The organism is Streptomyces sp. NPDC045678 (genome assembly GCF_056432085.1).
This window is the reverse complement of sequence record NZ_JBWKJS010000015.1, coordinates 94,069-116,498: the sequence shown is the minus strand read 5'-3', so window position 1 is coordinate 116,498 and position 22,430 is coordinate 94,069. Positions and strand designations below refer to the sequence as shown.

Below are 22,430 nucleotides of genomic sequence, written 5' to 3'. Positions count from 1 at the left end.
CTCTGCTCTCCGCACGCACGCGCTGGCCCGGCAGCGCCGCCACCGTGGCGACGATGAACCGTGTGACCATTGTGACGGTCCTGGATCACGGTGTACGCGCATTCGACCGACCCGAGCGGGAACAGGTCGGTGCGTACCGTGCCCGATAGTGGGTGGGCGGTACCCCGACGGCGCCGCGGAAGGCGCGGGTGAAGTCGGCGGGGCGCGGGAACCCCCACCGGCTGGCGATGGAGTGGACCGTGAGGTGGCTCAGGGACGGGTCGGCCAGGTCACGCCGGCACCGCTCCAGGCGCCGACGCTTGATGTACGCACTGACCGAGTCGCCGTGCCGCTGGAAGATCCGGTGCAGATAGCGCAGTGAGATCCCGTGGGCCGCCGCGATGGTGGCGGGCTCCAGGTCGGGGGCGTGCAGCTGCTGTTCGATGTGGGACGTGATCCGCAGGAACAGGACGCCCGGCGAGGACAGCGAGGGGGCGTACTCCCCGTCGAGCTGGTGTGCCAGGGCGGCCGTGGCGAGGTCCAGAGCGGTGTTGCCGAGGCGCGCGGCGTCTCGCTGGGTGTACGTCATGTGGTCGTCGGCCAGCGTGGACAGAAATTGGGCGAAGAGGCGGCCGACGCCCCGCGTGCCGGGCAACCTCTCCGCGAGGAGCCCGGCGACCTTGGCCTCCGGCAGGGGCAGCAGCTGTTTGGGGAACTGCAGCAGCACCGACCGGGCCGCTCCCTGCCCGGCCCCGACGGTGGCGTCGAAGGGGTGCGAACTGTCGTAGAGCACCAGTTCGCCGGGGCTCAGAAGGGTCTGCCGCCGAACCTGCTCGATGCCCTGGAACCCGCGGCGTATGTACGCGATTTGATACTGCTCCGGATCCGACTGCCGGATGAGCCGGGGCGTCCGCCGGCAGTGCAGTGGCCCGTACGACATCTCCGTCACCTGCACGGCTCCCAGAGCCGCCGCTTTCAGCCGGGCACCGAAGGTGTCCGGGTCCAGCAGGCTGAAGTGCGTTCTGACGAGGGCCTGGGCCGTCGTCTCGATCCATGCCTCGACACGGTCGGGGCCGGGTAAGTGCGCGGTGTCGAAAACCGTCTCCATGTCTTCCCCCACTCGTGGACACGCTGGTCGTGCGTGTCCTTCGGCCGTCGTGCGATCGGCGGCAAGCCTGCCGCAGGGGCGGGGGGAGAGGAAGAAGTGTGCGTCGAGCACGTACAAGAGTGCGTCGAGCGCTAACGACCCGCACGGCGCGCGGCGGCAGCATGATGGCCGGCCCTCCCGTCGAGCCGGCCTCGTACCGGCCGGCGGAGACCGTCGGTCGCTCGCACAACGCGCTTGCACTACGCGCTCGTACGCCGCGCTTGCACAACGCGCGCTCACACAACGGAGGAACCCATGACCATGAGACTCACTCGTGCCCTGAAACGGGCGTCCGTGGTGACCACCACCATGGCCGCACTCGGCGCGGGCGCCCTCACGCTCGCCCCCACGTCGGGCGCCACCTCGTGGAACGTCGACGACTGGCCCTCGTTCTGGCAGCCGTGCGGCACCTACATGTGCCTGTACTACAGCCCGAACCTCGACAACGCGAGCTGGACGCCGACGTCGACCTCCGACAGGGACCTCGGAGGGAACAAGTTCGGCAACCACGGCACGGGTTCGGCGGGTGCCGGCAAGGTGGTGCGCAACAACGCGGCCTCCATGGGCAACAACACCACCAACTGCCACGTCGCCACGTTCGTCTACACGGACTTCCAGGGCGACGCCAACTGGCTCCACGCCGGGTACGGGGGCAACCTCAACGGCACCCTGCGCAACAACGAGGCGTCGATCCGCGTGGACTCCTGCACTTGATCCCCACGCCGACGCGGTCCGCCCCCCCCGACGGTGAGGGGGCGGACCCACCTGCCGGAAGAACCGGAGACTCTCATGGGTGAAGAACCCGCCGAAGAATCCGCCGAAGAATCCGCCGAAGAATCCGCCGAAGAATCCGCCGAAGAACCCCCCAGGACGCACCGCGGGGCGCGGCAGGCCACCCTCTGCCTCGGGGCACTGCTCCTCACGCTCCCGCTCACTGGCTGTGACACGGCACCGAGGACGTCGGCGGCTCCCGCGGCGCCGGTCCCGACACCGACGCCCACGAGCATGGCCCAACTGCGGTTGCCGATCGACACCTTCACCCTGACTCCCAAGGAACGGGCCACCAGCGAATACCTCGTCTACCGGGCCCAGCAGGACTGCATGCGCAGGTTCGGGTTCCGCTACCTCCCGCATCTGACCGAGGGGTACATCGCCGAGGTGGTGGCGACCCAACGCGAGTACGCCTCACGGCGTTACGGCGTCAGCGACCGCGCCATCGCGGCAGAGTACGGATATCACCTCAGCGACGCGTCCACGGGAAGCCGGGCGCCGCAGGCCGTCAACTCCCTCTCGGAGGCGGAACGTACGGCGCTGTCCGGTCGCACGAAGAGCGGCGGCGAGGCGGGCCGGGTCCGGGGCGAACCCGTTCCTGAAGGCGGGTGCGCCGGAGAGGCCGCCCGTACCGTTCAGGGCGACACCGCGGTGTCGGCCCGCAAAGGGGACGCGCTGGTCGCCAGGTTGCGCCGCGAACTCTTCGTACGTTCGCGCTCCGACCCCCGCGTCACCGCGGTGAACAAGAAATGGGCCGCTTGCATGCGCGCGCGGGGATTCACCTACCGCGATCCCGCCGCCGCGGTCGGCGACCCCCGATGGGATCTCCAGAACTCCACCCCCACCCGCGGGGAGACAGTGGTCGCCAGGACCGACGTCGCCTGCAAACTCCGGGCGAACGTTCTCGGCGTCAACTTCGCCGTCGAGTCGGAGCTCCAGAACTCGGCCGTGGCCGAGCACGCGGACGAGCTGAACTCCCTGCGTGAGCAACGGGACGCGGAGTCGCGCCGGCTTCCCGGACTCCTGCGCCGGTACGTTCACGGCAGCACCGACTGACCCCTGCGGGCAGGAGCTCTCAGCGGGCCCGCCTGCGCAGTGGTGGAGGTTGGTGGGGCCGGGTGGGGCCCGGCCGGTAGCGCAGCATCACGAACCGTGCGTCGGTCTCGGGGAGAGGCGCGGCCGCGGACGCGACCACCCAGCCCGGCCCCTCTACGGCGTGGTCGATCCGGTAGACGGCTCCGTCAGGATGCACGGGATGGAGCGTAGCCGTGGCGAGGTAGATGGGGCCCGCCACCGGGTCGCGCCGGACCTCGCTCGCCAGGTTGATCAGCTCGGGGTCTGCGGGACTGGTCGTGACCGCCTGTCTGAGGGCCGGGCAGGCTCCGCGCGCCCAGTCCTCGGACCAGTTCAGAAGCGTACGACGGCGGGCCTCATCGTCGAGAAGCACCCAGCGCATGAGGTTGGACGGTGCCCGGCCGCCCCGGAAGAGGGTCTGGAACTCGGCGTTGTGCGCGAGGATGTTCCAGCGCCTGTCCGTGATGTAGGCCATCGATCCCGTGATGCCTTCGACGACCGTTCGCCACACCGTGTGCACCGGCACTTCCCCCTTCAAGCCCCGCCCAGCTGGCCGCACTTGCGCGCTTCGATTGACCGCCGTGTGCGCCTGTTGGTCGAGAGGCGGACACGGCTCGCAGCAAAGCCTAGCCAGCACCGGAACTCGCGCCTCCGGGCCACCCCGTATCCGTGCTCCACAATCCGCCCCGCCGTCGCTGCCGAGGCCGACGCCGCGACGACGCGGAGGTGGGCGTGACCGGTCAGCGCTGGGGTACCGCGGCGCCACCGCGGGTCATTTGATGGCTGATGGCGCGGGCCGTGGCAAGCACCGCGGCGACGAAGCGGTCCCGCACCACCGTGCCGCGTGCACCCTGATGGGAGACCAGGAGGCTGACCGCGCCCGACACGGTCGAGCCCCGCCACAGCGGCGCCGCGACGATGTCCCAGCCTGCGAGGGGAGAGGGCCCCACGGCGAATCCGACCTCACGGATCCGGCGGAGAGGCGGTCGAGCCGCGGTGGAGTCCCCCAGGCAGGCCTGGATGACCCACCCCGACGCATCCGCCTCGAGCGGTGCGCTCCACAGAGCCTGAAGTGACGCGTAGTGGCCGCGCGGACCTTGTCGTTCGACAGCGCCCTCACCGAGCAACGCCTGCAGATAGCGGTGCGCCGTCGCCGGAGGCAAGCTGGCGCGCACGGAAATGGCCGCCAGGGGATGCGCCCCGGGCCCCGCCTGACGCAGCGCCCGCAGAACGGCGAGCGCGCGCCCCACGGCCCCGCTCGCCCCCTCCATCGGCGTGACGGCAACACTGTGCAGCATCGCGAAATCCCCCTCGCGCTCGTCGTGCGCCGCCATGCCCCTCGGCTCACCCGGCGCCCGGTTCTTCGTGCTGGTCTTCAAACCCGGCCCCGGCCCGTGCCGCGCCTCGACCGCCGCCGGTACCCCGGGGGTACTGACGACGGTCCGGTGTCGCCCGTACTGCCGTGCGGGCGACACCGCCCCACTGGCGCTTCCGCCGTCGGAAGCGCTACCGGTACGACCAGGCGGCCGCCTGACCCGCCAGTTCAAGAACGGTGGGCGCCGGGGTGCGCCCACCGAGATGGCTGTACTCCACCGAAATCAGGATCATCAGCCGCTCGGGCAGTCCCAACTCCGGGTAGAACTCCCGCAGGAACAAATCCTCCATGGCCTTGTCCGCCGTCAAGCCGGCCTCGTACCGGAGGCGCACCTCGCGCTGCACGGTACGGAGATAGACCAGGTGCTCCTCGAGCCCGGCCCGGTCCGTCGGCCGCCCGTGTCCGGGTATGACGACCCGTGGGTCGAAACCGAGGACCAGCTCGCAGGCATCGATGACGTTCTGCAGCGGCCCCGCCCAGTGCGACGGATGGTCACCGTGGAAGAACACGTCTCCGGTGCACACCACGTCCCCGATACGGACCACCAGATCGCCGACATGATGGGCCGGGCCCACCTCGTGCAGCTCGACCTCCGTGTCTCCCACGGCAATCGTGTGGCGGCCGGAGAACGTCCGGGTGGGCGGGCACAGTCTGGCCGAGGAGAAATCGAACACACCGAAATGGTCACGCAAGTACCGGCCCAGCGGCAGATCCGTGGGCGACTCGTGCACCAGCGCGTGCATCTGCTGGGGAGTCGGCTCGTGATGAAGATGTTCGTGCCCCGCACGGGTGGCGACGATCTCCGCACCGGGGAAAAGGTAGTTGCCGAAAGTATGGTCACCATTCGCGTGCGTATTGACCACCGTCCGCACGGTGCGGTTCCCGAGCCGGGGCCGGGCAGCGGCAATCATGGCCTCGGTCATCGGCCCGTCGTACGGGGTGTCGATCACGACCGCGTCGGACCCGGAGATGACCCACAAACAGTTCGCGTACCCCCAACGGCCCGTACCCTCGGGATTCCACAAAAATAGGTTGTCGGCGCCGGGCACCGCGGTGAGCTGTGTAGGAAGGGACAGTGTCATGGCCGCATTCTGACCGACCCGAGTGGCCCGTCATGAGGCGAGGGTCTGGTCCTGCACCACCTGACAGGCCAGGACCGCACAGGGCAGGTACGTTCTGCGGCTGTGTTCGTGCAGAAGGAACAGGGCCTGCGCAGGGGTGCAGCAGAAGCGGGCGGCGAGGATGCCCTTGGCCTGTTCGGTTGCCACCGCGGCCCGCACCGATCGCTCCATCGGCATGCCTCCGCGGTCCGCGGCAGATGGGGCGACGGGGAGCGGGTCCGTGCGCATGCCCCGGGTGAACACACGCATCGAGCACGCCCGCAGCCGCATCTCGACGGCCTGCCGGCGCTTCTCGGCGGCCCAGGCCCGCAGGGCGGTGGCCCTGACGTACTGCTCCACGCGCCGCTCCGTGCGCCGATCCCACCGGACGGGCTCGCCCGGAACTGCTCCAGAGACCATCGCGCGCTCGCCTCCCTCAGCGGGGCAGCGGTACAGGACGAGCATTCCGCAACACGACCCGCGGCAGAAGCCCTGCTCCAGCTGATCAGCGGCGCGGCATCCGGTGGACGTGTTGTGATGGAGGGCTAGGCTCGCTTCCACCGTTGTCGTCGAGGGGGAGTCCTTTCCGTGGAGTCAGCGCGCCTGGGGGGCGTCATCGTGACCATGGGAAACCGGCCGCGCGAGGTGGACGATCTGCTCGCATCGGTCGCCAAGCAGGACGTGCCGCCCGCGCGCATCGTGATCGTGGGGAACGGTTCGCCGCTGCCGGATTTCCCCGGTCTGCCCGGCGAGGTGACGGTCATCGAGAACGAGGAGAACCTGGGCTGCCCCGGCGGACGCAACACCGGTATCGCCGCGCTCCGTGAGTTCGGGGACATCGATGTCGTGGTCGAGCTGGACGACGACGGGCTTCTGGTCCAGGACGACGTCTTCCGTCGTATCGGCGACCTGTTCAACGCCGACCCGAGCCTGGGAATCGTCGGCTTCCGGATCGCCGACGAACACGGCGAGACCGCCCGCCGCCACATCCCGCGCCTGCGCGCGAAGGACCCCATGCGGCGCGGGCCTGTGACCGCGTTCCTCGGCGGTGGACACGCCTTCGCCATGCCGATGCTGGACCGGATCGGCGACTGGCCCGCGGAGTTCTTCTTCACCCACGAGGAGACCGACCTCGCCTGGCGGGCCCTGGAGGACGGATGGAAGATCCTCTACGAGCCGGAACTGCTGCTGCGGCACCCCAAGACCTCCCCGGCCCGGCACGCGGTCTACTACCGGATGACGGCCCGCAACCGGGTCTGGCTGGCCCGCCGCCGTCTCCCCGCACTCCTCGTACCGGTGTACCTGGGCGTGTGGATCCTGCTCACGCTCGCCCGGACCCGCTCGGCGGCCGGACTGAAGGCGTGGGCGGCGGGGTTCGCCGAGGGACTGCGCACGCCGTGCGGAAGGCGACGTCCGATGCGCTGGAGGACGGTCTTCCGCATGACGCGCCTCGGCCGGCCCCCGGTGATCTGAGGGCTCGGCCTGCAGGACGGCGGCGTCCTGACAGTGGGAACGGAAGCGGGCTCCGCTCTCAGAGCTTGCGCAGCTTGGTCGTGAAGACGTGGTCGGCGATCTTGTCGCCGAGTACGAGTCCGTCCTCGGCGTCCCACGGGAAGTGGACGCCGAGCCAGACCCGGCTCTGGGCGTCCTCCTTGGCAGCCTGGCTGAAGCTGGTGAACGAGCGGGACTTGACCGGGGACTGCGGCTCGTCGGTGGTCATGGTGAAGGCGATGTTGTCGTTGCCGAAGTACCGCTTCATCACCCCCGCCCAGGAGGCCCCGAACGTGGCGTGTCCAGATGCCCACGCCGGGAAGCACGGGCTGACGTTGACTCCGGCGCGCGTCTTGAGCAGGGGTTTCCAGTCGGGGTCGAGACCGCCGTCGCGGATGGCGGAGACCGGCCGCCACAAATCGATCGGCGTCAGATACTTCACGTCGCGCACCGCGATGCCGGCGTCCGCCATCGCGATCGAGACGAGTGCGAACAGGCGGGCGTTCTCGTACGTGTTGAGCTTGCGCTGGGTCGCGATGTCGCGCGTGGCCTGGAGGAGCTGACCGGGCGGTTTGTACGTGCCGTCCTCGTCGTTCGCCCAGAACCAGGCCACCGCTTCCTGCTCCGGGGTCCGCTTGACGTCCGGGGTCGCGGCCGTGGGCCCGTCGGCGCCGGCCGTGCGTACCGCCTCGACCTGCTGCTTGTACGCGTCACTGGCCAGCAGCTTCTCGTAGGTGCCGTACAGGCCGGGGGTCGGCGGCCGGAACTGCGAGCCCGACGTCAGCGCGAACGGTTTGACCCGGCCCCAGAACGGGGTGACGGCCTGGCTGTCCCGGGTACAGCTGGGGTCGACCATGTCGGGGTAGCTGGTGGGTCGCCAGGCGCCGGGCTTGTTGTCCGCCACGTACACCTGGTCGTTGTCGGAACCGTCGCCGTTGCGGGCGTCCCGCATCTGCTTGACCATCGGCCCGACGATCGTGGTGTCGAGGAGGTCGAAGCCGGTCGGCTCGGTGCCGAAACGCTCCCGGAACCGGGCGTCGAGGTAATGGGTCTGCGCCGGGTAGAGCCCGAGGAGGACGTTGTACGCCGTACGGCCGACGACCCGCTCTTCCTCGTCGGGGCCCTCGACCCACCCCGCGTACTTGTCGGCCCGGATATAGGGCTCTGAAGTGATCTTGCCTTTCCACTTGAGCTGGTACGAGGACTCCGCGTCGTAGATGGCGGCGTTCAGCATCGCGGCGGATCTGGACACCGGGCCGGGACCGCCGCCCTCTCTTCGTACGACCTCCATGAGCACGTCGTTCCAGTAGTGCACCGGGTCCGCGATGGTCTGCGGCGGCAGCGCCGCGGGGGCGAGTCGCGGTGGCGCCGCGTGGGCCGACTGCGGCAGCGCGGTCAGCGTCGTGCCCGCGGCGGCCAGGACCGCAGCCATCGCCAGCGCCCGGCGCCGCCGCGCCACCCGCCAGCCGGTGAGGGTGCGGTCAGCATTGGCGGTGCGGTTGTCGGTGGCGGCGCGGTTGTCGTTCACGGTGCGGTTGTTCATGGGCATGGTCAACCCCTTCGCTCGCAACTGCCTGAGCGCCACCAGGCGGTGGCGGCGAGATCCTCGCCCCCGGTGCACCGTCACGGGACGCCACTTCCGGCGGAATGACCGGCCCCGAGCGGCTGCTTGGCCGAAACCCGGCGTGGACGGCGCCCGAAGGCAACCGTCCACGGCCCGCCCTCCACCCCGGCGCCTACGCCTGGAGCTGGTCCGCCTGATACGTCACCCGGCCGCCGACCACCGTCAACCGGACCGGCAGGTCCGGGAGGTCGGTCGCCGAGACTTCGACCGGATCCTCGGCGAACACGGACAGGTCCGCCCGGAAACCGACGGCGAGGGCCCCCGACTCCCGCTCCTCGCCCGCCGCGTACGCCGCGTTGACCGTCATCGCCCGCAACGCCTCGAGCCCGGTCAGTGCCTGCTCGGGACCGTGCGGCGGCTGGGACAGGTCGCGGCTGGGGCGGCGGTGCCGGGCCCCCGCCATGACGGCGAGCGGCGGGTACGGGGCGATCGGCCAGTCCGAGCCGAGCACGACCCGCGCCCCGGCGTCCCACAGGTCACGACACCGCCAGGCCCGCCCGGCCCGCTCCTCGCCGAGCCGCCGCGACCAGTTGTCCGTGTGGTCGGCCCTGGTGAAGTCGCAGCAGTGCGTGGGCTGCATCGAGGCGACGACGCCGAGCTCGGCGAACCGGCGGACCGTGTCGTCCGGCACGGTCTCGATGTGCTCGACGCGGTGCCGCACCCCCGTCGGATCGCCGCCACGCGCCTCCTCGACGGAGTCGAGGACGTGCCGCACCGCCGCGTCGCCGATGGCGTGCGTCGCGGTCTGCACGCCCGCGCGGTGCAGCTCGCCGATGACACGGGTGTACGCGGCGGGGTCGGGCCAGAACGCGTGCGTCGACTCACCGTGGCAGTCGGGCCGCTCCAGCCACGCGGTGCCGTTGTCGACGGTACCGTCCATGAACAGCTTCACCCCTGCGGTCCGCCACAACTGCCCGCCGGTTCCCTGAAGTTCGATCAGGTGACGCAGTGCGTCGGCGTCGGCACCGGGCTGGCACCAGGGAGCGACCCGCAGCCGCACCGGGAGTTCACCGGCTGCGTCCAGGTCGGCGTAGAGCGCGAGACTGTCGCCGTTCGCGTCCATCGCGTGGCCACCGGTGAGCCCGGCGGCGGCCATTCCGCGCAGCGCCCGCGCGAGCCGTGCGCGCTGCTCCTCGCGGGTGGCCTGCGGGGCGGCCCGTTCGACGAGTTCGCAGGCGGCGTCCTCCAGGAGAAGACCGGTGGGCCGGCCCTGGGCGTCGCAGACGATCTCGGCGGCCTGGTCGAAGGTGCGCGGTCCTTCGACCCCGGCGAGTGCCAGGGCGCGGGGGCTCGCCAGCGTCGAGTGGGCGTCGAAGAGCTGCAGCAGCGCGGGCACGTCGTCGAGGACGGGGGCGAGCGCGGCGGCCCCGATCGGCCGGTCGCCGAACACGTTCGGGTCGAGCCCCCAGGCGCGCAGCCATGCACCGGGCGCGAGGTCCCGCTTCGCCAGGGCGAGGGCACCCCGTACGTCGTCCAGGTCGACGCAGCCGGAGAGGTCGAGCCCGTCGGTGAGTTCGGCTCCGTGCACCGGGTGCAGGTGGCCGTCGACGAGCCCCGGGGTCACGACGGAGCCCTTGAGGTCGAGGGTTTGGGTGCGGGGGCCGGCGACGTCGCGCACGTCTCGGTCGTCGCCGAGCGCGACGATGCGCCCTTCGGCCACGGCGAGCGCGGTGTGCCGCAGGAGGCCTCCGGCGACCGGGTCGAGGAGACGGGCACCGAGGAGGACCAGGTCGGGGTCGGGGCGCATGCGGGTTCCTGTTCTTGAGCGTTTCGGGCGTGTTCTTGGGGGTTTCGGGCTTGCGGGGGCACGGGGGCACGGGGGCACGGGCGCACGGGGCCGCGGACGCTGGGGTGGGCTTCGGCGGTGCGGGTCGGCTGATCGAGGATCGGTGACCAGGGAGTGGTGACCACGGATCGGCGATCGGCGATCGGGGCTCGGGGCTTGGCGCGGGTGTCCTGGGCGGCGACGCGGCTGCCGAGTGTTCGTATGGGGGACATCCGCGTGCCGACTGCCTGCGGAGCCGCGAGAATCTCGGCTACGGACCCAACGCACCACTCTCCAGGCCCAGTTCACGCTCCGCCAACGTGATGGCCATCCGTGCCACCACCGGCGGCAACGTGTCCGCGTCGACGCCGCCGTCCGCCCCGAGCCCGTCCAGCACGACCAGGATCTGCACCGCCACCACCGAGGGCTCCTCCCGTATGCGGAACTCGCCCCGCGCCACGCCGTCCTCGACGAGCGCGGCCAGCCGCCCCCGCCACGCGTCCTCCTGCCGGGCGACCCGGTCGCGCAGCGACGGGCGGTAGCGGGTCAGATGGCGGGCGTTGATCCACAGTCGGCTGATGTCGTTCCAGGCCGGGCCGGACGTACGCGCGAAGAAGCGGGCGAGGCGCTCCGTGGCCGTACCCGTGTCCACGCCCATGCCCGTGTCCGCGCCCAGGCCGGTGCCCCCGCCCGCGGCGCCCGAGCCGGGGGTCGGCTCGGCCGGGAGCAGCGTGTCGAGCTCTCGCGTCGCCGCACTGCCGAACGCCTCCGCCACCAGCTCCTCCGTCGACGGGAAGTAGTGGCTCACGAGCCCCGGACGCACGTCCAGTTCCTCGCCGATCCGGCGCAGCGTGATGCACTCCAGACCTTCGGAAAGCGCAATGTCGGCGGCCTTCTCAACGATTTCCGCACGTCTGGCGGCCGGAGATTTTCGAATTCGCTTGCGCTGAACGCTTGACGACATGCCGGTCACGTTATTGAGTGTGCGACCAATAAGCAAGCAGGTGGGTCGGTCACGCACCGACCGGCACTCCGGAGGGCCCGATGGCATCCACGCTTCCCGACCCCGCCCCGCGCTCCCAACCGACGGCGAGGGGTGCAGGAGCCACTCCGGACGCCTCTTCCCGGCCCGGCGGCGGCCGCATCGAGGCCCACGGCATCGATCACATCCCCGATTGCGAACGGCACGGCAGGGCCCGCGAGTTGTTCCCGGTCTGGGCCGCCGCCAACGTCAACTACCTGAGCCTGGTGATCGGCGGCACCCTGATCCTGATGGGGCTGACCCTGTGGCAGGCCCTCGCCGTGCTCGTCGTCGGCAACCTCTTCTGGACGCTGACCGGGCTGCTCGCCGTCTCGGGGCCGGCCGCGGGCGCCCCCAGCGAGGTGATCACGCGAACCCTGTACGGCGTCATCGGCAACCGCGTGAACAACGCGGTCGTCGGCTGGCTGATCTCCGTCTGCTACTTCGCGCTGAACCTGTCGGCCGCCGCGGTGGCCGCCTTCTCCCTGGTCGAGAAGGTCGGTATCACGGCGAGCACGGGCGTCAAGGTCGTCGTGATCGTCGTCATCGCCGCGCTCACCCTCACCATCAGCGTCTACGGCCACGCCGTGATCGTGAAGCTGTACCCGGTGATCACGCTCGTCCTGGGTGCCGCGTTCCTCGTGGTGGCGGTCGTCGTGGTCCGCCACGCCGACTTCTCGTACGCCCCCGCGCACCGCCTCACCGGCGTCGACCTGTGGGCGACCGTCATCGCCGGGGTCACGCTCGTCGCGTCGGGCCCGCTGTCGTACACCACGAGTGCGGACTTCTCGCGCTATCTGCCCCGCACCACGTCCAAGCGCGCGGTCGCCGGCTGGACCGCGCTCGGCGGCTTCCTGCCCAGCATGGTCGTCTGTTCCCTGGGCGCACTCGCGGCGACCACCGTCGACATGACCGACCCGCAGTCGGCCCTGGAGTCGATCCTGCCCGCCTGGTTCACGCCCGCCTTCCTGCTGGCACTCGTCCTCGGCACCATCGCCATCAACGCCCTCACCGCGTACAGCGCCGGGCTCGCGCTCCAAGCCGTGGGCCTGCGCATCCGCCGCTCGGTCAGCGTCCTGTTCGACGGCACGGCGGCGGTCGCGCTCACCCTGTACGGACTGCTCGTCTCCAACTTCCTCGACACGGTCAACAACGTCCTGCAGCTCACCGTCGTCCTGCTCGGCCCCAGCACGGCGATCTACGCCACCGATATCGTCCTGCGCCGGGCCCGCTACGACGGACAGGCCCTCGCCGACGAGACCCGCAGCAGCCCCTTCTGGTACCGAGGCGGCGTCAACCCGGCAGGCGCGTGCGCCCTGTTGGCGGGCACGGCCGCCGCCGCGCTCTGCGTGGACACCCTCTACACCGGCCCGCTCGCCACGGCTCTCGGCGGCCTGGACCTCGCGCTGCCGGTGGGCATGACACTGGCGAGCGGCTGCTACGCGCTGATCAGCCGCATGCCTCAGGTGATGTCTCGCCCGGTTGACCCGATGACCAAATGACCACTGCGGGCGTCGGACATTTGGGCGCGCGGCGCCGTGGGTCAGTCTTTCTACGCCTCCACGGACCTATGCCTCCGTCAAGCATGAGAGGAGTCTTCAAGCAACGGAAGGGATGCGTCATGACCGCTCAGCGATTTACGCTAGAAGTTAAGGAACTGCACCGCGGTGATGAGCACCAGGAAGTCGGTAAGCTGCAGAAATACCTGACGAAGTACGGGTATTTGACGACCACCGTGGCACCCGGAAAATTGGACGATGCCACGAGTGACGCGCTTCGGATGTTCCAGAACATCGGTGGCATCAGCGAAACAGGTGAGCTGGATCCGAGCACGGTCGACGCGCTTGAGCAGCCACGATGCGGAGTTCCGGATCTACCGACCGTAGACGCCGTCCGTCGGGGCACAAGCGCGGAATTCGTGCTGCGAGGATGCAGCTACCCCAAGCTGGCCTTCACCTACAGGTTCACCAACGGCACCGACGACATCACAGGCACCGATGAACGCGGCGCTGTCCAGCGCGCATTCACAACCTGGGCCGCAGTGCTGCGGGGCGTGAGCTTCCAGCAGGTCGACACGGCGAAGTCGGACTTCGTGATCGGCTGGCACGCCGGAGAGCACGGAGACGGTTCAGCCTTCGACGGCGTCGGCAACACGCTGGCGCACGCCTTCTATCCGCCACCGTGCGGCGGAGGAAATGCCGGTTCACTGCACTACGACGACGCGGAGACCTGGAGTCTCACCGGCACTGCCCAGACGTTCGATGCGGAGACTGTCGCGCTCCACGAAATCGGCCACCTGCTCGGCCTCGACCACTCGACCGTCCCAGGCGCTGTCATGTTCCGCAGCTACGGAGGGGTCCGTCGCAGTCTGACCCAGGACGACATCGACGGGATCAGGCGTCTCTACCCCGCTCTGGAGCGCCGGGGCGACAGTGCCGAACAAGCAGGCTTCGTCGGCGAGATCAGCGCCGCGCGTCACAACGACACCCACGCCCTGACCGCGGTCCGTACCCAGGCCGGCACGTTGAAGCTCATCGGGTGGCGTCTCAACGCGGACGGTTCGGTGAGCCGTACGGCGGACAGCGCCGAGCAGGCCGGTGCCGCCACGTCGATCGACCTTGCCCGTTCCACCACCGGCGACCGATTCGTGACGGCCTGCCGGAGCGGCGCGGGAAACCTCAAGCTGATCAGCTGGTCCGTCAACGACGACGGAACCTCGATACAGCGGCGGGGCGACAGCGGAAATCAGGCCGGTGCGGCCACTCTGATCCGGATCGTCCCGGCGAGTTCACTGATCTGGACGACGGCCTGCCGCAACGGAAGCGGCAACCTTTCGGTCATCGCCTGGAGCCTGAAGCCCGACGGTTCCCTCACCCGGCTCGCGGACAGCGCGAACCAGGCCGGCGAGGTCCGCGACGTGGACATGGCCGTCGTCGACGCGCGACTGGTCCTCACCGCCGTGCGAGACGGGTCCGACAATCTCAAGCTGATCCTCTGGCGCGTCACCGACCAGTCCGTGCAACGACTGGGGGACAGCGGAAACCAGGCGGGCAACAGCAGGCTGGTCAAGCTCTCCATGGCCCGGCCCCAAGTCGCGGTGACGGCAGTGAAGAGCGCCTCCGACACGCTGAAGCTGATCACCTGGCGGATCCAGCCAAGCGGCGTGATCCAGCGGCTCGGAGACAGCGGGGAACTGGCCGGGATCACCAAGGGCCATGACATCGGTGCGGCACCGGGCGGACGGCTGGCGACCCCCGTCATCACCGAGACGGGAAACCTCAAGGTCGTCCTCTGGCAGGTGACTGATTCCGGCACGGTGACCCGGTGGGGAGACAGCGACGACCTCGCGGGGACAGCCACCCTTCCGGCCCTCGCCCAGTCGCAAGGGCAGAACCTCCTCACCGCGGTCCGAACAGCGAGCTCCACTCTCAAACTCATCACTTGGGGGACCTGACCTCGGACGCCCGGGCCGAGTGACGCGTACAGCAGACGTCGGCGCCTTCTGCGGGAGGGGGCGCCGGCCTTCAACGAGGAACCGGAGGAGCTCATGTCCGTACGGCGCAGACTGTCCGCGCTCATCACCGCGGTGTTGGCGGTGCTGGCCTTTTCCATGGTCGGCACGCCTGCGCACGCCGCAGGCTTCACTCCGATCAACGTGTGGAACTCGAGCCACTGTCTCGACAATGCCACCGAGAACGCCGCCAAACTTCACATGTGGTCGTGCGGCAGTAGCCCCGAGAAGAAGTGGCTGGCAGGGTTCAACACCCAGACCGGCCTGTTCACCTTCACCAACCAACGCACGGGACGGTGTATCACGGCGCCTGCCTCAGGGGCGGGAACAGTCACGATGGCCTTCTGCAACGCGGCGGCCGCCACCCAGCAGTGGCGCGTCTACTTCGCGGACAACCCCAACGGACCGCCCTCAGGCTGGTACCAGGTCTGGCAGAACGCTTCGAGTGGGCTCTGCCTGTCCACGCCCAGTGTAGGAAACGGCACCCTCTTGCAAGCGACGGCTTGCGATCCTTCCCACCAGTACTACAGGTGGCATCAGCAGTAAGTGATGCTGGTCCGGCATCAAGGTGCCTGGATCAGCACGGCCTGGGATCAGGCGGTGCCAGGGCGTAGACGAGCAGGTCACAGTCGCGAGGGGAGGAGTGCTCCGGGGTGGTCGGGCATCGGCACACCGACGCCCTCGTCTCCCTCACCGTACGCCGGCGCCCGGGATGCAGGCAGGCCCGACCGGTGTGTGCCGGTCGGGCCTTGCTGCTGCTGTCTCTGATGCTGCTCCGCGTCTGCCCTGTCGATCAGGCGGGCACGGGAGCGCCGAGCATGGCGGAAGCTCGCTGGAGCGGGCTGACGCCGACCGCGGGCGCGGCCGCGGGGAGGGTCCGGCAGGTGAAGCCGAGCTGGGCCATCGCCCGGAGGACTTCGCCCGCGCTGAAATCACGGCGGTCCTGGCGGGTGATGACCTGGCCGACCTGCTTGACGGGGTAGTGGCGGCGTCCGATGATCACGGACTCACCGGTCACCGGCTCGGGCTTGACGCCCTTCATCGTTTCCAGCACCCCGCTCTTGGTCAGGTCGAACGGGAAGCGGGCGATGACACAGCGCATGAGACCTCACAGGAAGAAGGGGGATCGAGGTGAGCCCGGCTCAGTGGGCGAGGGCGACGCCGGCGTCGCCTAGGTCGCGCAGGCGGACTTGATCCGTGTACGCGGAACCGTCACGGACAGCCGTGAGCTTCGCCCGGGTGACCAGACCGGTGCGTCGGCCGTCCTCGTCACAGATGAGCAGGTGCCCGACACGGGCGCCGGCCATCACGGACAGGGCGACCTCGACCGTCATGTCGTCCCAGACCCGCGGTCCGGCTTCTTCCACGGTGTGGGCGACGGTGTGGGCGACGGCGTCGGCCGAGGGGCCGTGCACGGGGTCGCCGCTCAGCACGCGGGACCGTATCTGAACCAGTGTCAAAAGGTGCCTCCGGCAGAGGTTGGTGAGCTTTCCGGTCAAGAAAATCTCTAGGCCGCCGCGTTGGCGGCAAAGCGCTGCGGCGCTGAGGCGCGCCGTGCCGCGGAAGCGGGGCGACGACGGCCGCGTGACGCGGCGCCGCGCTTGGGGCGCTCGACCACCGGCGCGGTGATGACGACCGGGATGCCGGAGGGGGCCTGCGCGCCGGTGATGCGGTGCAGTTCCCGCTCGCCGGAGCGGACCTGGGTGATCTGCGGGCTGATCCCGGCGTCCGACATGAGGCGGACCATGCCGCGGCGCTGGTTGGGCGTGACCAGCGTGACGACGCTGCCGGACTCACCGGCACGGGCGGTACGGCCGCCGCGGTGCAGATAGTCCTTGTGGTCGGTCGGCGGATCCACGTTGACGACGAGGTCGAGGTTGTCCACGTGGATGCCGCGGGCGGCGACGTTCGTGGCCACGAGCACGGTGACGTGCCCGGTCTTGAACTGCGACAGGGTGCGGGTGCGCTGGGACTGCGACTTGCCACCGTGCAGCGCGGCGGCCCGTACACCGCTGTTGAGCAGGTCCCGCGTCAGTCGGTCGACCGCGTGCTTGGTGTCCAGGAACATGATCACGCGGCCTTCGCGGGCGGCGATCTCCGTGGTGGCCGTGTGCTTGTCGGCGCCCTGGACGTGCAGCACGTGGTGCTCCATCGTCGTGACCGCACCGGCCGAGGGGTCGACCGAGTGGACGACGGGGTCCGTCAGGTAGCGGCGCACCAGCAGATCCACGTTGCGGTCCAAGGTGGCGGAGAAGAGCATCCGCTGCCCCTCGGGGCGCACCTGGTCCAGGAGCGCGGTGACCTGCGGCATGAACCCCATGTCCGCCATCTGGTCGGCTTCGTCGAGCACGGTGATGCCCACCTGATTCAGGCGGCATTCGCCACGGTCGATGAGGTCCTTGAGCCGGCCCGGGGTCGCGACGACGATCTCGGTGCCGCCGCGTAGCGCGCCGGCCTGCCTGCCGATCGACATGCCGCCCACGACCGTGGTCAGGCGAAGACGCACGGAGCGGGCGTACGGGGTGAGCGCGTCGGTCACCTGCTGGGCGAGCTCGCGGGTGGGGACGAGGATCAGGCCCAGCGGCTGACGGGGCTCGGCGCGCTGCCCGGCGGTGCGGGCGAGCAGGGCGAGGCCGAAGGCGAGGGTCTTGCCGGAGCCGGTGCGCCCGCGGCCGAGGACGTCACGGCCCGCGAGGGAGTTCGGCAGCGTCGCTCCCTGGATCGGGAAGGGAACGGCCACGCCCTGCCTGCCGAGTTCGGCCAGCAGCGGCGCGGGCATGCTGAGATCGGCGAACCCTTCCACGGCGGGCAGCGCCGGGGTGACGGTCTTGGGGAGAGCGAACTCACCCTGCACGGCGGCGGGCCGACGGCTGGACCCACCGGATCGGCGCGGAGCCGATGCTCCGAAGCGGCTGCCGCTCTTTCCGGCGTCGGTGCCGCCCCTGCGGGTGCGGCTGAATCGGTCGTTCGTACGTGTGCGGTTCATGCGGAACCTTCCTCGATGCGGCGCATGTCAAGGAATTCTTCCGGCGATGAGCGGCGCAGAGAATCACATGAAATGGACCGATAGTAAAAGCGAAAGCGGATCTGGCCGACGGATGATTCATGAGGGCGCAGGCGCTGAAAAATGAGTGACGCGAAGGGGGGATCTCGCCCGGAGTGTCCACTGCAGATAAGACCGGATGTCATCTGCGTCGCCCGCAGGTCGAAATCACTGCGGGAAATGCCTGCAGCTGGGGCCCGCACCCCGAAGGATGCGGGCCCCAGCTGCAGAGTGCGCGTCAGCGTCAGGCGGGAACGATGTTCTCGGCCGTCGGGCCCTTCTGGCCCTGCGCGATGTCGAAGCTGACCTTCTGACCTTCGAGCAGCTCGCGGAAGCCCTGGGCGGCGATGTTCGAGTAGTGGGCGAACACGTCAGCGCCGCCACCGTCCTGCTCGATGAAGCCGAAACCCTTTTCCGCGTTGAACCACTTCACGGTGCCAGTAGCCATGTCATATCTCCTTTGGGGCAGTACATCGGACATCCGCACTGTGCGGACGCCGTGTCGCCGCGATGATTACCCCGCCCGGAAATGACCGGTCATACAAAAGCGCCCCCACCGCAGTACGCGGCCAGGAGCACTTGAAGTTTTCGGGAACCACAACTGCAACTGAAACGACAGTAGCACGCCATGGCGGCCTGTGGGCGTGAGTAAATTCCGTTCCGTTAATCGCGCTAAAAACTCTCCCTGCCCGGATCGTTAAACCCTCACTTCGCGAACACAGACATTGGTTCGCCGGGTGCGGTGTTTCGGAAGAGTGCCGGAAGCCTGCTGCCGGGTGAGCCGCTTTCTCCGTCGCGCCGGGCGACGCGATCATGCTGTTCGCGCCCACCCCTTGACCCTGCACCCCGAGGGTGAGGCCCCCGAGCCGTACGAACGTTCATGGAGGCCCCGAGGCCCGTCCCCCCTGTCTCGCCGAGGATCGAAGGCCCATCCGCCACGCACACAAAATCTGTGCTGGCTGGAGTAGACATTGGGTGGTGGTGTGGTTATGGTTTCTCTCGTAGCCGAGATCAAGCAGGGCCCGGCAGACATGAACTGGCGGGCAGTGGTGACCGCAGTTGCAGTGCGCAGGACGGTGCGGTGGTGGAGCTTCGAAGCCAGAGCTGTTGCAGGACGGCGACGGGGCTGACGGCCACACCGGGTGGCCCACAGTGCTCAGGGGCCGCCGAGAGCAGTACCGCAGTATCCGCAAGTGCAGTACAGCAGTCCCCTTCAGTAAGTAGTTGATCAAGAGGGAAGAACGGAGGAGCTTCGCGCCATCAGGATCGCCCGGGCGGATCGTTGAGCCCGGGTACCGCAGGACATCGATAGTGAGGTGGTCTCCGGTCAAGCAACCGCGATCCCCGCATTCCCGCTCTCCCAGGCGGACGTGCGGAAACAGAAGGCCGGCGCAGTATCAGGGCCGGCGGATGGTGTAGCAGTTTCCTTCGGGGCCCGGGTGCCGGCACGGCACCCGGGCCCCTCCACGCGTTCCACAGAGAGGTGCAAGTGACAGCAGACGACTCGTTCAACCGGCTCGATGACGACGACTACCCCGCCTACACGATGGGCCGGGCCGCCGAGATGCTCGGCACCAGCCAAGGCTTTCTCCGCGCGATCGGCGAGGCCCGCCTGATCACTCCGTTGCGCTCCGCGGGCGGGCATCGCCGCTACTCCCGCTACCAGCTGCGCGTCGCGGCCCGCGCGCGGGAGCTCGTCGACCAGGGCACCCCCATCGAGGCCGCCTGCCGCATCGTCATCCTCGAAGACCAGCTCGAGGAAGCGCAGCGCATCAACGCCCAGTACCGCCGTGCCGCCGAGTCGGCCAACCCGACGGCTGCGACCTGAGGCGACCCGGCAGCATCCGCCCCCGCGGCAGCTCTCTCCGATCGCATGGTGCGGGAGCGGGAGCATGCGAACTCGGCTGCTTCGAACGGTCCGTTGCGCCTGACCGGGGAGTAGTCTGGAGACACCGAGAGCATGTCGTACACCGGCCATCGCGCCCTAGTCGTTCTCGGTGAGCAAATACACCGGCCAGCTGCCCTCGGGCAGCTGTCTGGAGACGGGTTCGCGCCATGTCCGCGACCATCAGCCTTCTCCCACCGCCGCCCACGGACCCCGCCGTACCGGCCGCCCGCCTCTCGCTGAAAGCCCCAGGTGCGCCACGTGGCCTGCTGGACGGCGCGTGGTGGCCCCGCTCGCGCGACCTGCTGCGTGAACTGCCCGATCTGATCGATGTGCTGGACCCGCACTGGGGGCGCGTCACCCGCATCGCCGTCAATCCCACCCATTGGCCCGTGATCCCGCGCAAGGTGCCCGTCCACGGGCACGTGGTGAAGGTCGGCTGGTTCACCACGGAGCTCGACCCGCACAAGGTGTTGCTGCTCTCCTACAGTGTCGGACGCTGGGACCTGCTGGTGATCCCACCCGAGACCCGCCCTGCCGCCGCCGCCCGGCTGATGGCCGCCGCGAGCGACCCCACGGGGGCGTCCCTGACCGCGAGCGCACTGCTCGCCGCGGAGGAAGCTTGCCACGGCGACTCGTCCGCAGGCCGGGTGCAGAACCCCGAAGAGGCGTGGGAGTACGAGGGCGGCGCGCCCTCGACCCACACGGCCGCCGTGATCTTCGCCGGCCGCCCGGGGGCAGAGAAGTGAACGCCATGGGCACCAGTGCGCGGCCGAGCTTCCGGCCGACCGTCGCTTGACGCCGACCGCCACCCGGACCGCCGGAGTGACGGTGATCACGGACGCGCTTCGCAGGGTGCTGCGTAGGCTGGTTCAGTCGTCGCAGTGAGCCCAGGAGGCGGACGAAGGTCTCCTCCACCCGCCTGATGGCGCATCCGCCTGATGGCGCGTGGAGGAAGTCAGCCGGCGATCAGCACGAGTTCTGCAAGGCCTGGGGAACGCTGCCCGAACATGTGAGTCGTTGTAGGGTAGGAAACCGCCCTTGACCTGCAAAAACGCAGGCAGGGAGCCTATGTCCAGGAGTGCCTCGATGCTGCGCACCATGTTCAAGTCCAAGATTCACCGCGCCACGGTGACCCAGGCCGACCTGCACTACGTAGGGTCCGTCACCATCGACGCGGACCTCCTCGACGCCGCCGACCTGCTGCCCGGCGAGCTCGTTCACATCGTCGACGTCACCAACGGCGCCCGGCTGGAGACGTACACCATCGAGGGGGAGCGGGGGAGTGGTGTCATCGGGATCAACGGTGCGGCCGCGCACCTCGTTCACCCCGGCGACAAGGTGATCATCATCAGCTACGCGCAGGTCGAGGATGCCGAGGCACGGGCGCTGCGGCCGCGGGTCGTGCATGTCGACGAGGGCAACCGCGTGGTCGCCCTTGGGGACGATCCGGCGGAGGCGGTGCCGGGAGCACCCGACATGGTGCGGAATCCGCAGAGCCGCCGAGTCACCGTCTGATCGCCGCGGGGTGTCAGGGGTGTCAGGGGTGTCAGGGGTGTCAGGGGTGTCAGGGGTGTCAGGGGTGTCGGGGGAGGCGGCGGTGTTGGGCGTGTTGGGGGTTTTGCATACCTCGCCCGTGCACGTGCCCGTCTTCGACGGTCTGCGGGACGCGGAGCATCCGGGGCTCGAACTGCGTCACCACGTGGAGGAGGAGCTCCTGGCTCGGGCCCGGCGGGAGGGGCCCGAGGCCGTCGCCCCCGCGGTGCGGGCCGCCCTTGCGCGGATTGCCGACGGCGGTGACGGGGTCCGGGTCGGTGCCCTGCTGTGTACGTGTTCCACCATCGGCGGCGTGGCCGAGGCCCTAGGGGGCGACTTGGGGGTTCCGGTGGTCCGGGTCGACCGGCCCATGGCGGCCGCGGCCGTCGCCGCCGGCTCCCGGATCGTCGTTCTCGCCACGGTCGCGTCCACCGTGGGGCCGACCTCCGCACTCGTCGAGGAGGAAGCGCGGCGGGCCGGGCGAGACGTCTCCGTACGGGCCGTGATGGTCGAAGAGGCGTGGGAACGGTTCGAGGCGGGGGACGCCGCCGGGTATGCCGAGGGCGTGGCACGGGCGGTGCGCGACGTGCGGGACGCCGACGCGATCGTGCTGGCGCAGGCCTCCATGGCGGGGGCGGAGGCGCTGGTTCCGGAGGTTCGGGTGCCCGTGCTCTCCAGTCCCCGGCCCGGGCTCGCCGCTGCGGCTGCGCTGGCCGCGGGGAGCGTGCGGGGGGCCGGGCAGGGGTAGTGCGGGTGCGGGTCCCGCTGCCGGGTGTCCGTCGCGGGCGGCACGCCGGGAACCGTGGAAGGCTTGGGTGCGGGGCCGTCGGGTACGCGGGGAGGAACCGCTGGCGTACCACTGCTGGAGGAGTGCAATGACGCAACCGTTCCCCGATCCCGCACCGACTCCGGGGCCGGTCAGGCCCTTCCCGGACCCTGACCCCGTGCCGCCGCCGGAGCCGGAGAGGCCCTTCCCGGACCCGGATCCCGTACCGCGCCCGGAACCGCGGCCCAGCCCGGATCCGCCGCCTCCGTCCCCGATCCCGCAGCCGGGACCCGACCCGGCGCCCGAGCCGCAGCCCGGACCGATGCGCTGAGGCTGCCGCAG

General features: G+C 69.8%; 22 protein-coding genes. 10 read left to right on the top strand and 12 right to left on the bottom strand.

The genetic code is table 11. From position 1 onward, the window contains the following. Nucleotides 1-85: 85 nt before the first annotated feature. Entirely contained in the window at nt 86-1,087 is a 1,002-nt protein-coding gene (locus tag AC07DO_RS38255) for an AraC-like ligand-binding domain-containing protein (protein ID WP_479066842.1), read from the bottom strand. A gap of 300 nt (nt 1,088-1,387) precedes the next feature. Between AC07DO_RS38255 and AC07DO_RS38250 the strand changes: the two genes are divergently transcribed. Then, nucleotides 1,388-1,840: a hypothetical protein gene (locus AC07DO_RS38250; protein WP_479066840.1), complete on the top strand. Its 453-nt coding sequence runs from the start codon at nt 1,388-1,390 to the stop codon at nt 1,838-1,840. Between the two features lie 291 nt (nt 1,841-2,131). Continuing rightward, entirely contained in the window at nt 2,132-2,953 is an 822-nt protein-coding gene (locus AC07DO_RS38245) for a hypothetical protein (RefSeq protein ID WP_479066838.1), read from the top strand. Between the two features lie 19 nt (nt 2,954-2,972). On the opposite strand, the gene AC07DO_RS38240 is transcribed toward AC07DO_RS38245, so the two are convergent. The 4 genes from AC07DO_RS38240 to AC07DO_RS38225 all read right to left on the bottom strand — a co-directional run bounded on the left by AC07DO_RS38240 (nt 2,973) and on the right by AC07DO_RS38225 (nt 5,806). Continuing rightward, nucleotides 2,973-3,497: an MmyB family transcriptional regulator gene (locus tag AC07DO_RS38240; RefSeq protein ID WP_479066836.1), complete on the bottom strand. Its 525-nt coding sequence runs from the start codon at nt 3,495-3,497 to the stop codon at nt 2,973-2,975. A 214-nt stretch (nt 3,498-3,711) separates the two neighbouring features. Next, nucleotides 3,712-4,305, bottom strand: coding sequence for a helix-turn-helix domain-containing protein (locus AC07DO_RS38235; protein ID WP_479066835.1), 594 nt, complete (start codon nt 4,303-4,305; stop codon nt 3,712-3,714). A 172-nt stretch (nt 4,306-4,477) separates the two neighbouring features. Beyond that, complete coding sequence (locus AC07DO_RS38230) at nt 4,478-5,428, bottom strand: MBL fold metallo-hydrolase (protein ID WP_479066833.1); 951 nt, start codon at nt 5,426-5,428, stop codon at nt 4,478-4,480. Between the two features lie 30 nt (nt 5,429-5,458). Beyond that, nucleotides 5,459-5,806 carry an ANTAR domain-containing protein gene (locus AC07DO_RS38225; protein ID WP_479066831.1) on the bottom strand — a complete coding sequence of 116 codons (348 nt, stop codon included), beginning with the start codon at nt 5,804-5,806 and terminating at the stop codon, nt 5,459-5,461. Between the two features lie 264 nt (nt 5,807-6,070). Between AC07DO_RS38225 and AC07DO_RS38220 the strand changes: the two genes are divergently transcribed. Further along, nucleotides 6,071-6,919, top strand: a complete 849-nt coding sequence (locus AC07DO_RS38220; RefSeq protein WP_479066957.1) for a glycosyltransferase family 2 protein — start codon at nt 6,071-6,073, stop codon at nt 6,917-6,919. Nucleotides 6,920-6,977: 58 nt separating this feature from the next. On the opposite strand, the gene AC07DO_RS38215 is transcribed toward AC07DO_RS38220, so the two are convergent. The 3 genes from AC07DO_RS38215 to AC07DO_RS38205 form a co-directional block, all read right to left on the bottom strand. Next, on the bottom strand, nt 6,978-8,486 hold the full coding sequence (locus tag AC07DO_RS38215; RefSeq protein WP_479066830.1) for a vanadium-dependent haloperoxidase: 1,509 nt from the start codon (nt 8,484-8,486) through the stop codon (nt 6,978-6,980). A 187-nt stretch (nt 8,487-8,673) separates the two neighbouring features. Next, nucleotides 8,674-10,308, bottom strand: a complete 1,635-nt coding sequence (locus tag AC07DO_RS38210) for an amidohydrolase (RefSeq protein WP_479066829.1) — start codon at nt 10,306-10,308, stop codon at nt 8,674-8,676. Between the two features lie 289 nt (nt 10,309-10,597). Then, on the bottom strand, nt 10,598-11,290 hold the full coding sequence (locus tag AC07DO_RS38205; RefSeq protein ID WP_479066828.1) for a TetR/AcrR family transcriptional regulator: 693 nt from the start codon (nt 11,288-11,290) through the stop codon (nt 10,598-10,600). Nucleotides 11,291-11,370: 80 nt separating this feature from the next. On the opposite strand from AC07DO_RS38205, the gene AC07DO_RS38200 reads away from it, so the two are divergent. From AC07DO_RS38200 to AC07DO_RS38190, 3 genes are all read left to right on the top strand, one after another. Beyond that, nucleotides 11,371-12,849, top strand: a complete 1,479-nt coding sequence (locus AC07DO_RS38200; protein WP_479066826.1) for a purine-cytosine permease family protein — start codon at nt 11,371-11,373, stop codon at nt 12,847-12,849. A 119-nt stretch (nt 12,850-12,968) separates the two neighbouring features. Next, nucleotides 12,969-14,801 (top strand): matrixin family metalloprotease, encoded by a 1,833-nt coding sequence (locus AC07DO_RS38195; protein WP_479066824.1) that lies wholly within the window; start codon nt 12,969-12,971, stop codon nt 14,799-14,801. A 93-nt stretch (nt 14,802-14,894) separates the two neighbouring features. Then, entirely contained in the window at nt 14,895-15,404 is a 510-nt protein-coding gene (locus AC07DO_RS38190) for a ricin-type beta-trefoil lectin domain protein (protein WP_479066822.1), read from the top strand. 247 nt (nt 15,405-15,651) lie between these two features. On the opposite strand, the gene AC07DO_RS38185 is transcribed toward AC07DO_RS38190, so the two are convergent. From AC07DO_RS38185 to AC07DO_RS38170, 4 genes are all read right to left on the bottom strand, one after another. Beyond that, the gene (locus AC07DO_RS38185; protein ID WP_479066820.1) at nt 15,652-15,960 is read right to left on the bottom strand and encodes an SCO5918 family protein; all 309 of its coding nucleotides are present in this window, start codon (nt 15,958-15,960) and stop codon (nt 15,652-15,654) included. A gap of 40 nt (nt 15,961-16,000) precedes the next feature. Continuing rightward, nucleotides 16,001-16,291 (bottom strand): CBS domain-containing protein, encoded by a 291-nt coding sequence (locus AC07DO_RS38180; RefSeq protein WP_479066818.1) that lies wholly within the window; start codon nt 16,289-16,291, stop codon nt 16,001-16,003. Nucleotides 16,292-16,365: 74 nt separating this feature from the next. Then, nucleotides 16,366-17,844 carry a DEAD/DEAH box helicase gene (locus AC07DO_RS38175; protein WP_479066816.1) on the bottom strand — a complete coding sequence of 493 codons (1,479 nt, stop codon included), beginning with the start codon at nt 17,842-17,844 and terminating at the stop codon, nt 16,366-16,368. A 301-nt stretch (nt 17,845-18,145) separates the two neighbouring features. Beyond that, entirely contained in the window at nt 18,146-18,349 is a 204-nt protein-coding gene (locus AC07DO_RS38170; protein ID WP_004986771.1) for a cold-shock protein, read from the bottom strand. 1,041 nt (nt 18,350-19,390) lie between these two features. On the opposite strand from AC07DO_RS38170, the gene AC07DO_RS38165 reads away from it, so the two are divergent. The 4 genes from AC07DO_RS38165 (at nt 19,391) to AC07DO_RS38150 (ending at nt 22,070) form a co-directional block, all read left to right on the top strand. After that, a complete protein-coding gene (locus tag AC07DO_RS38165) occupies nt 19,391-19,729 on the top strand; it encodes a MerR family transcriptional regulator (RefSeq protein ID WP_479066814.1) in 339 nt (112 codons plus the stop codon). 227 nt (nt 19,730-19,956) lie between these two features. Next, nucleotides 19,957-20,535, top strand: a complete 579-nt coding sequence (locus AC07DO_RS38160; protein WP_479066813.1) for a DUF5994 family protein — start codon at nt 19,957-19,959, stop codon at nt 20,533-20,535. Nucleotides 20,536-20,875: 340 nt separating this feature from the next. Continuing rightward, entirely contained in the window at nt 20,876-21,304 is a 429-nt protein-coding gene (gene panD / locus AC07DO_RS38155; protein ID WP_479066955.1) for an aspartate 1-decarboxylase, read from the top strand. 91 nt (nt 21,305-21,395) lie between these two features. Continuing rightward, entirely contained in the window at nt 21,396-22,070 is a 675-nt protein-coding gene (locus AC07DO_RS38150; RefSeq protein ID WP_479066953.1) for an aspartate/glutamate racemase family protein, read from the top strand. The last annotated feature ends 360 nt before the right edge of the window (nt 22,071-22,430 follow it).

Bases quoted from the DNA above. Each gene is read 5' to 3' on its own strand.
- AC07DO_RS38255 (WP_479066842.1), bottom strand. From the start codon at position 1,087: ATGGAGACGGTTTTCGACACCGCGCACTTACCCGGCCCCGACCGTGTC.
- AC07DO_RS38250 (WP_479066840.1), top strand. From the start codon at position 1,388: ATGAGACTCACTCGTGCCCTGAAACGGGCGTCCGTGGTGACCACCACC.
- AC07DO_RS38245 (WP_479066838.1), top strand. From the start codon at position 2,132: ATGGCCCAACTGCGGTTGCCGATCGACACCTTCACCCTGACTCCCAAG.
- AC07DO_RS38235 (WP_479066835.1), bottom strand. From the start codon at position 4,305: ATGGCGGCGCACGACGAGCGCGAGGGGGATTTCGCGATGCTGCACAGT.
- AC07DO_RS38230 (WP_479066833.1), bottom strand. From the start codon at position 5,428: ATGACACTGTCCCTTCCTACACAGCTCACCGCGGTGCCCGGCGCCGAC.
- AC07DO_RS38220 (WP_479066957.1), top strand. From the start codon at position 6,071: ATGGGAAACCGGCCGCGCGAGGTGGACGATCTGCTCGCATCGGTCGCC.
- AC07DO_RS38215 (WP_479066830.1), bottom strand. From the start codon at position 8,486: ATGCCCATGAACAACCGCACCGTGAACGACAACCGCGCCGCCACCGAC.
- AC07DO_RS38210 (WP_479066829.1), bottom strand. From the start codon at position 10,308: ATGCGCCCCGACCCCGACCTGGTCCTCCTCGGTGCCCGTCTCCTCGAC.
- AC07DO_RS38205 (WP_479066828.1), bottom strand. From the start codon at position 11,290: ATGTCGTCAAGCGTTCAGCGCAAGCGAATTCGAAAATCTCCGGCCGCC.
- AC07DO_RS38200 (WP_479066826.1), top strand. From the start codon at position 11,371: ATGGCATCCACGCTTCCCGACCCCGCCCCGCGCTCCCAACCGACGGCG.
- AC07DO_RS38195 (WP_479066824.1), top strand. From the start codon at position 12,969: ATGACCGCTCAGCGATTTACGCTAGAAGTTAAGGAACTGCACCGCGGT.
- AC07DO_RS38190 (WP_479066822.1), top strand. From the start codon at position 14,895: ATGTCCGTACGGCGCAGACTGTCCGCGCTCATCACCGCGGTGTTGGCG.
- AC07DO_RS38185 (WP_479066820.1), bottom strand. From the start codon at position 15,960: ATGCGCTGTGTCATCGCCCGCTTCCCGTTCGACCTGACCAAGAGCGGG.
- AC07DO_RS38175 (WP_479066816.1), bottom strand. From the start codon at position 17,844: ATGAACCGCACACGTACGAACGACCGATTCAGCCGCACCCGCAGGGGC.
- AC07DO_RS38170 (WP_004986771.1), bottom strand. From the start codon at position 18,349: ATGGCTACTGGCACCGTGAAGTGGTTCAACGCGGAAAAGGGTTTCGGC.
- AC07DO_RS38160 (WP_479066813.1), top strand. From the start codon at position 19,957: ATGTCCGCGACCATCAGCCTTCTCCCACCGCCGCCCACGGACCCCGCC.
- panD (WP_479066955.1), top strand. From the start codon at position 20,876: ATGCTGCGCACCATGTTCAAGTCCAAGATTCACCGCGCCACGGTGACC.